The organism is Poritiphilus flavus (genome assembly GCF_009901585.1).
Lineage (GTDB): Bacteria > Bacteroidota > Bacteroidia > Flavobacteriales > Flavobacteriaceae > Poritiphilus > Poritiphilus flavus.
Genome location: NZ_WXYO01000009.1, coordinates 145,537 through 157,971 on the forward strand (window position 1 = coordinate 145,537; position 12,435 = coordinate 157,971).

At 46.0% G+C, this 12,435-nt stretch carries 11 protein-coding genes; 10 read left to right on the plus strand and 1 reads right to left on the minus strand.

Features of this window, described 5'->3' with window-relative positions:
- Positions 1-25: 25 nt before the first annotated feature.
- From GTQ38_RS19835 to GTQ38_RS19865, 7 genes are all read left to right on the plus strand, one after another.
- Positions 26-1,324, plus strand: a complete 1,299-nt coding sequence (locus GTQ38_RS19835; RefSeq protein WP_161437321.1) for a M20/M25/M40 family metallo-hydrolase — start codon at positions 26-28, stop codon at positions 1,322-1,324.
- Positions 1,325-2,119, plus strand: coding sequence for an aldose epimerase family protein (locus GTQ38_RS19840; RefSeq protein WP_317169096.1), 795 nt, complete (start codon positions 1,325-1,327; stop codon positions 2,117-2,119). It abuts the gene before it with no gap.
- Positions 2,109-2,741: a Crp/Fnr family transcriptional regulator gene (locus GTQ38_RS19845; protein WP_161437322.1), complete on the plus strand. Its 633-nt coding sequence runs from the start codon at positions 2,109-2,111 to the stop codon at positions 2,739-2,741. The genes GTQ38_RS19840 and GTQ38_RS19845 overlap by 11 nt, the downstream gene beginning before the upstream one ends.
- A gap of 82 nt (positions 2,742-2,823) precedes the next feature.
- Entirely contained in the window at positions 2,824-3,744 is a 921-nt protein-coding gene (locus GTQ38_RS19850) for a hypothetical protein (RefSeq protein WP_161437323.1), read from the plus strand.
- Positions 3,745-3,823: 79 nt separating this feature from the next.
- Entirely contained in the window at positions 3,824-5,557 is a 1,734-nt protein-coding gene (locus GTQ38_RS19855; protein WP_161437324.1) for a SulP family inorganic anion transporter, read from the plus strand.
- Positions 5,558-5,592: 35 nt separating this feature from the next.
- Positions 5,593-7,002, plus strand: coding sequence for an MBL fold metallo-hydrolase (locus tag GTQ38_RS19860; protein ID WP_161437325.1), 1,410 nt, complete (start codon positions 5,593-5,595; stop codon positions 7,000-7,002).
- Positions 7,003-7,101: 99 nt separating this feature from the next.
- Entirely contained in the window at positions 7,102-7,317 is a 216-nt protein-coding gene (locus GTQ38_RS19865; RefSeq protein ID WP_161437326.1) for a YgaP family membrane protein, read from the plus strand.
- 388 nt (positions 7,318-7,705) lie between these two features.
- Here GTQ38_RS19865 and GTQ38_RS19870 read toward each other — a convergent pair whose 3' ends face one another.
- The gene (locus GTQ38_RS19870) at positions 7,706-9,088 is read right to left on the minus strand and encodes an exonuclease domain-containing protein (protein WP_161437327.1); all 1,383 of its coding nucleotides are present in this window, start codon (positions 9,086-9,088) and stop codon (positions 7,706-7,708) included.
- A gap of 145 nt (positions 9,089-9,233) precedes the next feature.
- Here GTQ38_RS19870 and GTQ38_RS19875 point away from each other — a divergent pair, with 145 nt between their 5' ends.
- From GTQ38_RS19875 to GTQ38_RS19885, 3 genes are read left to right on the plus strand one after another with little or no spacing between them, the layout of a single operon-like run.
- Entirely contained in the window at positions 9,234-10,007 is a 774-nt protein-coding gene (locus GTQ38_RS19875) for an SDR family NAD(P)-dependent oxidoreductase (RefSeq protein WP_161437328.1), read from the plus strand.
- A gap of 3 nt (positions 10,008-10,010) precedes the next feature.
- A complete protein-coding gene (locus GTQ38_RS19880) occupies positions 10,011-10,862 on the plus strand; it encodes a fumarylacetoacetate hydrolase family protein (RefSeq protein ID WP_161437329.1) in 852 nt (283 codons plus the stop codon).
- A 9-nt stretch (positions 10,863-10,871) separates the two neighbouring features.
- Positions 10,872-12,425: a sulfatase gene (locus GTQ38_RS19885; protein ID WP_161437330.1), complete on the plus strand. Its 1,554-nt coding sequence runs from the start codon at positions 10,872-10,874 to the stop codon at positions 12,423-12,425.
- The last annotated feature ends 10 nt before the right edge of the window (positions 12,426-12,435 follow it).

The window sequence follows — 12,435 nt, forward strand, 5'->3', positions numbered from 1 at the left end:
TGGTATCTTGTCAAAAACCCTTTTTATGAGAATTAAATGCATTCTGGCCCTCTTGGTCTGGTCATTTTTTTGCAGTCCGGCCATCTCCCAGAAACTTTCCAGAACAGAAAAAAAGATCGTCAAATCCATCGAAAAAAATAACCAGGCGGCCATAGCTTTCCTGGAGGAGGTAGTTAACATTAACAGCGGAACCTTAAATGCCAAAGGCGTTCAGAAGGTAGGTAAAGTGTTCGCTGAGGCCTTTGAAGGTTTGGATTTCACGACAAAATGGATCGATATGCCCGCGGAAATGAACAGGGCAGGGCACCTGTTTGCCGAAACTACGGGTACTAAGGGAAAAAAATTACTTCTTATTGGGCACCTGGATACGGTTTTTGAAGAAAACAGCCCATTCCAGAAATTCGAAATGGTTAATGACAGCATAGCCCATGCCCCGGGGGGGAACGACATGAAAGGAGGTAATGTTATTGTACTGTACGCCCTTAAAGCCTTGCATGAAAACGGACTGCTAAAAGATGCACAGATTATTGTGGCGTTTACCGGCGATGAGGAAAGCACAGGAAAACCGCTGGAAATTAGCAGAAAGCCGCTTATCGATGCTGCAAAGCGTAGCGATATAGGCCTGGGTTTTGAAACATCCACCGGCTTTAATTATGCGACAGTGGCCCGTAGAGGAGCTTCCGGATGGATGGTGGAGGTTGAAGGGAAAAGGGCTCACTCTTCAGGGGTTTTTAGTGACCGCGTTGGAGCAGGGGCCATTTTTGAAGTTTCCAGGATACTCAATGCATTCTACGAAGAAGTTAGAGGTGAGGAGTTTTTGACCTTCAATCCCGGAATTATCATGGGCGGAACCTTTACTGAATTTGATAAGGCGAGCAGCTCTGCCACTGCTTTTGGCAAAAGCAATGTGGTTGCCCAGACAGCTACGGTACGTGGCGGCCTTCGGTTTATCTCTGAAGAACAGAAAGAAAGCGCCAGGGCCAAAATGAGGGAGATTGTGGCAAACAGTCTGCCAAAAACCTCTTCAAAGATCAGTTTTACGGATAGCTATCCCGCTATGGTCCCGAAGGAAGGAAATCAAAGATTACTGGCAGATCTTAACCGCGTAAGTCTGGATCTCGGTCAGGGGGAGGTATTCGGTTATGACCCGGGAAAAAGAGGAGCCGCGGATACTTCGTTTGTCGCAGAATATGTAGACTGCCTGGATGGGCTTGGTACCATGGGAACTGGTGCCCATACTCCCGAGGAGACCGTAAACCTGAATACCATTGAGGCCCTGACCAAGAGAACGGCCATACTGATTTATCGCCTGATCAATTCCTGAATGATGGTTCAATTACAACTCAAAGATCAGGAAGTAAAGATAGACGGAGGAGAATTAACAGGCTACCAACAACGGGGACATGAATTTATCCACCAAAAAGGCAGCCCCGGCTGGCGAAGCTCTGATACGGAAATGTTTCCGCTAATAGGACCAACAGCCGAAGCGGGTTTTCAGGTAGAGGTAGATGCGGGCAGAGCGATACAGGATCAACACGGCCTCTTGAGGGAATTGGATTATGAATTGATCTCAAATACGGAAACCACCGCTGTTTTCCGAAAGCTTTATACCGCAGGAACATTGGTTCGGAACTCCAAATATCCCGCCAAGTCTGAAGTGGAGTGGTTGGAATGGCCTTATGATTTTGAATTTATAAAAGAATTTACCTTGAGGAAGGATGGACTGGAAGTGCGATTTGAGATCTCAGGCCCTTCGGGAATGCCTTATATGCTTGGCTATCATCCGGCATTTAAAATTCACACTGAGAAACCGGAAATAATCGTTGAGAACAAGCGTATTTCGCTTGAGGAAGTACTGGCAGTTGGAAGCAGGGCACTGGAGGTCCCTGAAACTAATGTTGTCTTGTTAAAAGATAAAAACCATTTAGAAATAAGGACGCAGGGTTTTAAACATTTTATGCTGTGGACCGAGGTGAGCAATATGGTATGCATAGAACCCATCACTTTCTATCCCTATGCTGTACCTCAAAGCCAATTACATGAGGGTTTTGAGCAGCTGCTGCAACCCCCGGCTATCTATAAAGTCTGGTTGAATCCAAAGCGAACAGATGAAAGCTGATCTGGAGAAACATTACGGTTACGTCTTCGAAGATAGCCTGCTGAGCGAAATTGAAAAAGTGGGCCGGCTAATGGAAGTGAAACAGGGAGACATTCTGATAGACCTGAATCAGGAGATCCGTTTTATGCCATTGCTGTTCGAGGGAGCCATTAAGATCCTGCGGGAAGATAAGGACGGAGACGAATTGCTACTTTATTTTATTGAAAAAGGTGATAGCTGCGCAATGACCTTCAGCTGTTGCATGGGCAGTGGAACAAGTGAGATAAGGGCTGTGGCCGAAGTAGATACGCGGCTGGTGATGATCCCAGTCGCTTATATGGAACTCTGGATGGAAAAGTACCAAAGCTGGCGCCGTTTTGTGTTGGACAGTTACCATGGCAGGATGACCGAACTTCTGGAGACCGTGGATACGCTGGCCTTCATGAAAATGGACGAAAGGCTGTTAAAATACCTACAGGATAGGGCCATGGTTACCCATGACGATGTAATCCACGCTACACATCAGGAAGTGGCGCTGGATCTGCATACTTCCAGAGTAGTGGTTTCCCGATTGCTAAAGCGGCTCGAGCGGGAGGGTAAAATTGCTATGGAGCGTCATGCGATCAAACTGTTGCAACTCTAAGTTTTTTGATTTTTCACCCCAATCCACTGTAACAACTGCGATTTCTGCTCGTCTTTTGAGAAATCAATCTAAAAACGAACTCATGCGATCACTATTACTATTAGGAGTACTTTTTTGCCTAAGTATTCCTGGGATGAGCTATGCGCAAACCGAAAAATTATTTCACGGCCTGGAGCTATACGAATCCCTGGCAAGTGGCAAAGCCAAAATGGAACCTTACGCACAGCAGATCAAGCTTATTGAGGTAGAAAGCCCAGGCTTTCCACTATCAAAGTCCAGCGAAGCCCATGTGGTCTGTCAGAATTATCAAACCCAGTCCGGAACCATCGCGGAGGTGGTGTTTACCTTTGCGGATGATAAACTGTCCTATATCCAGGCCTATGGGAACGCGGTGGAAGCGCTCACCGGACATAGAAAGGATACTGCTCAAACCTATATGGGGTATGGGGCTTACTGGAAGGACTACATTGTGACCAAACCCGCCGAAGACAAAGTTTGGATCCTGACCCCTGAGGCAGCCCATCCGAACCTTTTTACCTGGGACAATCCGTACCTGCCCTCCAATGGGGGACAGCCTAAAACCTACGAGACCTCCGCTAAAGTACCTGAATTTGTGAAAATGGGTGGAAAGCTTGAAGACCTCCAACCAGTACTTGAGAAAGCTTCCATGTTCACTAATACCATGAAACTGGACGGTAGCGACCCGAATGCCCAACTACAGCTGGACTGTTTTGGGATTGAGTACGCGGGATTCCCCAGGAAATTCGAGGCCCGATTCGGGGATGAACAACTGAATGTGGTGTGGATTCTAACCGGGAAGGGCGAAGAAGATCGCATAAGGCAAAAGCTGATCGAGGCTTATGGGGAAATCATTTTTAAGAACGAAGCCTGGGAAGTTTTTGATAACTGGCAGGTATTGCTGCGAAAAGACAAGCCCGAGGTACTCTTGCTTACCCCGGAATTAGGTGAATTCTACAAGAAAGAATATTTCAAACAGCAGTAAGGACACTAAAGTTAAATCACATTTGCTGAGCGTAACACAGGTTACCCATGTTTAGTCATTAAATGCTAAATTTGGGCCGATGCAAGGATTTCTTCCCAGTATACATTGGTTACGCAGCTATAAGCTATCGGACCTACCCAAAGACCTTATTGCAGGTATAACCGTAGGTGTGGTGATAGTCCCTCAAGGTATGGCCTACGCCATGCTGGCTGGCCTACCTCCCGAATATGGACTCTATGCCTCCCTGGTACCTTTGCTGATCTATTTGCTTATGGGAACCTCCAGGCAACTGGCTATAGGCCCGGTGGCACTGGATTCACTTCTTGTAGCAGTTGGCCTTGGAAGTTTAGGGCTGGTTCAGCCGGAGAACTATATTGTGGCCGCTATTTTTCTGGCATTTTTGGTGGGGGCTATTCAGTTCCTGTTTGGCCTTTTGAGAATGGGCTTTTTAGTGAACTTTTTATCCAAACCCGTAATAAGCGGCTTTACCTCGGCAGCTGCCTTAATCATCATTGTAAGTCAGTTGAAGCATTTGTTAGGAGTTCAACTAAACGGGGTATCCTCCTTTTATCCTATACTTTACGGTCTTGCCCAAAAACTGGAAGCGACGAATGTATTTGACCTCTCCATTGGGCTGTTGGGGATAGTGCTGCTTTTGGCACTAAGAAAATTAAGTCGTCGGATTCCAGCCGTCTTACTGGTAGTAATACTAGGTATAATCGCAGTCTATTTCTTTAAACTGGAAGGTCATGGAGTCCAGGTGGTGGGTCGTATACCTGCCGGACTGCCTGTATTTCAGGTCCCAACATACAGCATGGAATTGTTTCTGGAACTATGGCCATTCGCCCTGACCCTGGCACTGGTCGGTTACCTGGAAGCCATATCCATCGCCAAAGGCATTGCTGATAAGAACGACGAAGACACCCTGGATGCCAACCAGGAGCTACTGGCTCTGGGTACGGCAAATATGACCGGTTCCTTTTTTCAATCCTACCCGGTTACCGGTGGATTCTCACGTTCGGCGGTTAACTACGAAGCCGGGGCAAAGACCAATCTCTTTGCTTTGTTTACGGTAATTCTGGTGGTAATAACACTCTTGTTCCTTACTCCGCTGTTTTATTTTCTGCCGAACGCCGTTTTGGCCAGTATTATCATCGTGGCAGTGATCCGGTTGATAGACCTTGCCTACGCAGCGGATCTTTGGAAACGGCGTAAGGACGAATTTGCCGTTTTGTTGCTGACCTTTCTACTGACCCTGCTTTTGGGGATAACACAAGGCATATTGATCGGCATTCTGTTTTCATTGCTTTTAATGGTTTACCGTACATCTAAGCCGCACTTTGCCGTTTTGGGTAACATTAAAGGGTCTGACTATTACAGGAATATCAACAGATTTGATGATAAAGTTGAGGTTCGGGAAGATCTGCTTATCGTACGTTTTGATTCTCAAATGTATTTTGGGAATGCCAACTACTTTAAGAATCAACTGTCAAAATTTATTGTAAAGAAGGGCCCTGCGCTTAAAGCTGTCATTCTCAATGCGGAGGCCATCAATTATATCGATGCCAGCGCCACCCAAATGCTCATCAGGGTCATTCGGGAGCTACACGCGAAAAACATCAATTTCTATATAGCAGGGGCAATAGGCCCCGCCAGGGATATTATTTTTAATTCTGGGATCATTAAAGAATTGGGCCCGGACTGCTTGTTTGTGGAAACCAAGGAGGCCGTCGCTTATTATGACAATCCGAAGGCCATTTCTGAAATAGGATCGAGGCTTGCCCATCAGAATAAAGGGAATCGTAAAGAATAAGCCGTACTTTTGGCAAAAAAATAAAGAAGCAGGAAATGAATATTGAACAGATCTACACAGGTTGCCTCGCCCAGGGAGCCTACTACATTGAAAGTAATGGGGAAGTGGCCATTATTGACCCGCTGAGGGAAGTGGCTCCTTATTTGGAAAGAGCTAAAAAAGATGGCGCGGAGATCAAATATATTTTTGAAACGCATTTCCATGCGGATTTTGTCAGTGGGCATTTATCCCTGGCCAAAGCTACCGGTGCACCCATCGTTTACGGGCCGGAAGCCAAACCTTCTTTTGATGCGCTCATAGCCACCGACGGTCAGGAATTCAGACTGGGGGAGATCACCATAAAAGTATTGCATACACCCGGGCATACTATGGAAAGTACTACTTATCTGCTTATAGACAAGGATGGGAAAGACCATGCGATCTTTTCAGGAGATACCCTGTTTTTAGGGGATGTTGGCCGTCCTGATCTGGCTCAAAAAGCCGCGGATATGACTAAGGAAGACCTGGCAGGTATTCTGTATGACAGCCTGCGAAACAAGATCATGCCTTTGGGTGACGAGGTGATCGTTTACCCGGCCCATGGTGCGGGATCCGCCTGTGGAAAAAATATGATGAAAGAGACGGTTGATACTCTGGGCAATCAGAAAAAGATGAATTACGCTTTAAGGGAAGATATGACAAAAGATGAATTCATCAGTGAAGTCACGGAAGGTTTGTTACCACCTCCAAAGTATTTCCCTTTGAATGTAAAAATGAACAAAGAAGGCTATGAAGATATAGGTACCGTCCTGGAAAGAGGAACCCGGGCCATACCTGCCGAGAAATTTGAAGCAATAGCCAACGAAACAGGAGCATTAGTACTAGACGTACGTCATCAGAATGAATTTGTTAAGGGCCATATTCCCCGTTCTATTTTTATAGGCCTGAATGGCGACTTCGCCCCCTGGGTAGGTGCTCTTGTTGCCGACGTAAAACAACCCATCCTGTTGGTGACCCCTTTGGGCAAGGAAGAAGAGACGGTTACTCGCCTGTCCAGGGTAGGATTTGACCAGACTTTGGGATACCTCAAAGGCGGTTTTGAAGCCTGGAAAGCCTCCGGCAAAGATACTGACAGCATAGAATCCGTTGAAGCCAGCTCGGCTAAAAAGCGACTCCAGACTACTCCAGCTACTGTTTTTGACGTCCGTAAAGAAAGTGAGTTCGGCTCCGAGCATTTGGTAGACGCCATAAACACTCCTCTTAGCTTTCTGAGCACCCATATGAGTAAATTCCCGGAGAATGAAACATTCTATGTGCATTGTGCAGGAGGTTATCGTTCAGTTATCGCCGCTTCCATTCTAAAAAGCAGGGGAATTCATAATCTCATTGATATAGGAGGTGGTTTTGCAGCTATGAAGGCTGCCGGTATGGAACTGACGGACTACGTCTGCCCATCTACGCTCTAACTGATGGATATCATGGTTATTTGGCGCCTTTAAAACTAACTTGATCCCTTAAATCGATGGGAGATCCTTAAATCCGGTCTCTCGCAAAAGTGATCGAATATGAAAACGAATATGGGCGCCCTGGATCGCGTGATCCGAATTGTTTTAGCTCTTGTCGCCGTACTATTGGTATATCTTGATTACGTAACAGGTAGCTGGGGGTATATTGCGCTTACCTTTGCCGCTGTATTTGCGCTGACCTCTCTGGTAAGTTTTTGTCCGCTCTACGGCGCTTTGGGAATTAATAGCTGTGGTGTAAAAAGAAAACGATCCTGAAGTATCAGGCCTAAATTGAGTTATTTAGGGCTTATTTGTCAGCTTTTACGGTGCAAGAGAGCGTTTTGAGCTTCGAAAAGTCGGTAGTTCGTCGAAAATGTTAAAGAAATCACAATTTTTTAACGTTAAACTGGCTCAGATTGCCTAACTTAGTAAGAAATGTTTGACAAAGCCGGGAAGATATCTATCTATTGCCAGGATTTGGACCTCTAACGGCTAGGCCCCGAAACTATCCCCGGTTTCAAGACCATCCTAAAACGGTCAATCATACTTTAAAGCTGTAGACCATGGACCTTGTTTCGTATTATACTGTCTTTATCACCTGTATTTTTATACTGTGGCTGCTCTTTATCATCAGAATGTATAAGAAGATGAAAAAGTAGGCAGATCAACCTACTTCCTTTAGTGACAGGCTAAAAACGTTCTCAGGATGTTTTATTCGATAAGATTCAACCAGTCTTGTAGTTTCCGGTGTATTCTTTTCTATCTTGATATGCGCAAGTATATCCTCAAGTGAACGGATTTCCAGTTCCTTAGAGATAAAGCCATATCCCCTGTAATTCCCTTCTTGTACCAGAATAACAGCATCTTCATCCGGGTTTCTTCCTTTTTCCCTGATCAGGAAATCTTCTTTAGTTGAACTCAAATGCCGGATAGCCATTTCTACTTTCTCATTATAGGCTGAAATAGCTTCTGTTTCCCGGCAAATGCCTTCACAGTTGGTAAGTCTGAAGTGAGAACAGTGCTTAACCTGTTCCTGTAAATGGCAGTACTTGGGGCAGAGCTTATACGCCTCGCAGAGTTGTTCCATAAACAGCCTGGCATCTGTAGTGTTGTAACAAATAAACAAGGCTTGGGGAACATGCCTTAATTTGTTAAATGCCAGGTGACGGATACCCTTCCTATCCACATAGCTAAATAGCCCGTACTGCTGTACCGGGCGTTTCTGTGCCCTGTTGAATTTTGGGTAATGCCGTTTTATCTCTCCGGACTCCATGAGTAAGGCCAACAGTTCGCTGCCGGATAACTCAAACGCGATGTCCGAAGTCTCCCGGCAGAGTTCCATTTCCCGGGACGCTTTGTCGTAAAAGTGTCCCAGCACCCTTTTTTTGATATTTACGGCCTTGCCCACATAGATAATTTCTCCTTTCTTATTCTTGAAATAGTAGACTCCCGGCCTGGAGGGCAATTTGTTAAAAACTGCTCGTGATAATCCCGGCGGAAGAGTGGCCTCTTGGGAACGTGCATTCAGGAAGGTCCGGAAAACAGTCTCTGCACCTTCCATATCTATGAGTTTTTTAAAAAGCAGGGTTGTAGCATAGGCATCTCCGCGAGCCCTGTGCCGGTCTGTAATGGGAATATCAAGGGAAGAGCACAGTTTCCCAAGGCTATAAGAGTGGAAGCCAGGTAACAATTGCCTTGAGAGTCTTACCGTACACAATTTTTTTCGGACAAAATCAATACCAATTCCCCTGAGTTCATTTTTGATCACATTATAGTCGAAATTAACGCTATGGGCCACAAATACGCAGTCCCGGGTAATTTCCTCAATTTCATTGGCAATCTCGCCGAGTAGGGGAGCATTACGCACCATATGATTGTCTATCCCGGTAAGTCCGGTAATGAAATAGGGGATCTCACATTCCGGATTAACCAGGGATGTAAATTCCTCAACCACCTGCTTTCCATCAAACTTAAAAATGGCAATTTCAGTGATCCGGTTTCCCTGTATTCCGGTACCGGTCGTTTCTATGTCGACAATGGTGTACAAAATTGTGGTGTAAAAGAACTTAAAGTTAGTCCAAATTATTCAAATCCTGATCAGAAAATGGCTATTATGGCAAGCTGTGAATATAAAAATGCCGTAATCGTTTGAAAGTAATACTGATTGTTTATTTTTATGAAAATCTCTCGATATGAAGTTCAGCTTGGCAGGAAAAACCTCCATTATTACAGGCGGGGGCAGTGGTATTGGTAAGGCAATAGCCAGTACGTTGGCTGAACAGGGAGCGTCTGTGAATATCCTTGAAAGGGATATCGAGGCGGCAGAAGAGATCTCAAAAGAGATCAATGCTGCAGGATTTGTATCCATTCCGCATAGCTGTGATGTAAGCGACCATGATGCCGTTCTAAAAACGATTCAATCTATTGTGGGAGATTCAGGGATCGATATTCTGATCAACAATGCCGGGATTGCTCATATCGGGAATGTGGAAGCGACTACCGAACAGGACATGGACCGGCTTTACAGCGTAAATATTAAGGGGGTGTATAATTGCGTTCATGCGGCCATACCTCATATGAAAGAAAAAGGAGGAGTGATACTCAATATGGCTTCTGTGGCAGGGTCCCTCGGAATTGCCGAACGCTTTGCCTATTCAATGACCAAGGGCGCGGTGCTCACCATGACCTATTCTGTGGCGAAGGATTATCTGGAATACGGGATCAGATGTAACAGCATTTCACCTGCGCGCATCCATACACCATTTGTAGATGGTTACCTCAAACAAAACTACCCAGGCCAGGAACAGGAAATGTTCCAAAAGCTATCCAAAACCCAGCCTATAGGAAGGATGGGAAACCCGGTAGAAGTGGCCAACCTTGCATTATACCTTTGTTCAGACGAAGCTTCGTTTATCACGGGAACCGATTTTCCCATAGATGGAGGCTATATCAAATTAAACGGATAACATATGAAACTAATACGATTCGGTGAAAACGGGGCCGAAAAACCCGGGATTCAGGATGCGGATGGAAGCTGGCTGGATGTCTCCACTTTCGGAGAGGATTACGATGAGAAATTTTTTGGTACAGAGGGGATTTCCCGTCTGCGAGATTGGCTCAGTGACCATCAAAGCAATTGCCCGGTGGTATCTCCGGATACCCGCCTGGGACCTCCTATTTCCAGGCCTTCAAAAATAATCTGTGTCGGACTCAATTATGCGCAACACGCGCAGGAAAGCGGCATGGAAATTCCGGAGGAACCCGTATTGTTCTTTAAGGCTACAACTGCCATTGTAGGACCTAATGACGATCTCGTCATTCCGAAAAATAGTCTGAAAACAGATTGGGAAGTGGAACTGGCCGTTGTTATCCGCCGAAAAGCTTCTTACGTAAGCGAAGAGGACGCCATGGATTATGTGGCGGGTTATCTTCTTCATAATGACTATAGTGAGAGGGCCTATCAATTGGAGCGTCAGGGGCAATGGGTAAAAGGAAAGAGTTGTGATACTTTTGCTCCCTTGGGCCCATTTATGGCTACGACGGATGAAATCTCTGATCCTCATAAGCTGCCACTTTGGTTAAAACTAAATGGAGAAACCATGCAGGATAGCAATACATCGGATTTTGTATTCGGGATCCCAAAGCTCATCAGTTATATCAGTGAATTCATGACCTTGCTTCCTGGCGACATTATTTCTACGGGGACCCCCTCGGGTGTAGGCCTGGGACTGGACCCGCCCAGATACCTGGTGCCTGGTGATTCCGTGGAACTGGGAATTGAGGGCCTGGGAAGCTCTGTACAAAATGTGGTTTCATATTAAAACTTATAAATGAGGTATACAGTTTGCATACTGTTACTGTGCTCCCTACTTCTCCCGGGCTGCAAGCCGCCTGAAAAAGAAGCCAAGCGGCCACCTAATGTCGTACTGTTTTTTGTGGACGATCTGGGTTGGCAGGATACTTCTGTTCCTTTTTGGAAAGCCAGGACCCCATTTAACGAGCGCTACCATACTCCAAACATGGAAAGACTGGCCGCTGAGGGGATGAAATTCACCCAGGCCTATGCCACGGCAGTGTGTTCACCTACCCGCATTAGCCTTATAACGGGGATGAATGCCGCAAGGCATCGGGTAACGAACTGGACCTTGAGAAAGGATCAATTGCAGCCTATGGAGACAAACCATGAAAACTTGTCCTTCCCTCAGTGGAATGTGAATGGTATTGATCCTGGTGGTACCGATCCCAAAGCGGTCCATGCCACGCCTTTCCCTTCATTGCTTAAGAATGCGGGATATTATACCATTCATACCGGCAAGGCTCATTTTGGCGCCATTGGAACAGTAGGGGAAGATCCGCTTAATTTGGGATTTACGGTGAATATCGCCGGACATGCGGCAGGAGCACCGGCAAGCTATTACGGATTGGAAAACTTTGGCAATGGCCAGGATAAGCGTGCGGTCTGGGCGGTACCCGGACTTGAAGAATACCACGGAAAAGAAATAAATCTTACCGAGGCGTTGACGGTTGAAGCTCTAAAGGAATTGGACGTCGCGGTTGAAAAAGAGCAGCCCTTTTTTCTCTACATGGCTCACTATACTGTGCACACGCCAATCATGGCAGATAAGAGGTATTTTCAAAAATACCTGGAAAAGGGACTGGATTCCATTGAAGCGCGTTATGCATCCATGATAGAGGGAATGGACAAAAGCCTTGGCGATATTATGAATTATCTGGATTCCAAGGATCTAAGTGATGATACAGTTATCCTTTTTATGTCGGACAACGGTGGCCTGAGCGCTGTGGCAAGGGGAGGAGAGTTACACACCCACAATCGCCCTTTGGCCAGTGGAAAAGGTTCAGCTTACGAAGGCGGGATCCGCGAACCCATGCTGGTGAAGTGGCCTGGTAAAGTGGCGCCGGGATCGGTTTCCAACCAGCAAGTGATCATTGAAGATTTCTTTCCTACTATTCTGGAAATAGCCGGGGTAGTGGATTTGGAATTGGTTCAGGAGGTAGACGGTCAGAGTTTTATTCCCGAGCTACTAGGTGAAAAAGCCCTATCTTCAGAAAGACCTCTTTTTTGGCACTATCCAAATGAATGGGGACCATCAGGACCTGGAGTTGGGGCATCCAGTACGGTTCGCCAGGGAGATTGGAAACTCATTTACTTTCACGAAGATCAGCGAATGGAACTTTATAATTTGGCGGAGGATATTGGGGAAACCGACAATAGGGCAGAAGCGGAACCTGAGAAAGTAAGGGAATTGGCAAAGCTATTATCCGATCATTTGAAGAATGTCCAGGCACAAATGCCAAGTGATAAGGAAACGGGTATTCCAATTCCTTATCCTGCTGAAGCCCTGGAAGCAGTATCTAAAACCTGAAGAGACCGTT

Bases quoted from the DNA above. Each gene is read 5' to 3' on its own strand.
- GTQ38_RS19880 (WP_161437329.1), top strand. From the start codon at position 10,011: ATGAAACTAATACGATTCGGTGAAAACGGGGCCGAAAAACCCGGGATT.
- GTQ38_RS19885 (WP_161437330.1), top strand. From the start codon at position 10,872: ATGAGGTATACAGTTTGCATACTGTTACTGTGCTCCCTACTTCTCCCG.
- GTQ38_RS19840 (WP_317169096.1), top strand. From the start codon at position 1,325: ATGATGGTTCAATTACAACTCAAAGATCAGGAAGTAAAGATAGACGGA.
- GTQ38_RS19875 (WP_161437328.1), top strand. From the start codon at position 9,234: ATGAAGTTCAGCTTGGCAGGAAAAACCTCCATTATTACAGGCGGGGGC.
- GTQ38_RS19845 (WP_161437322.1), top strand. From the start codon at position 2,109: ATGAAAGCTGATCTGGAGAAACATTACGGTTACGTCTTCGAAGATAGC.
- GTQ38_RS19860 (WP_161437325.1), top strand. From the start codon at position 5,593: ATGAATATTGAACAGATCTACACAGGTTGCCTCGCCCAGGGAGCCTAC.
- GTQ38_RS19850 (WP_161437323.1), top strand. From the start codon at position 2,824: ATGCGATCACTATTACTATTAGGAGTACTTTTTTGCCTAAGTATTCCT.
- GTQ38_RS19835 (WP_161437321.1), top strand. From the start codon at position 26: ATGAGAATTAAATGCATTCTGGCCCTCTTGGTCTGGTCATTTTTTTGC.
- GTQ38_RS19865 (WP_161437326.1), top strand. From the start codon at position 7,102: ATGAAAACGAATATGGGCGCCCTGGATCGCGTGATCCGAATTGTTTTA.
- GTQ38_RS19855 (WP_161437324.1), top strand. From the start codon at position 3,824: ATGCAAGGATTTCTTCCCAGTATACATTGGTTACGCAGCTATAAGCTA.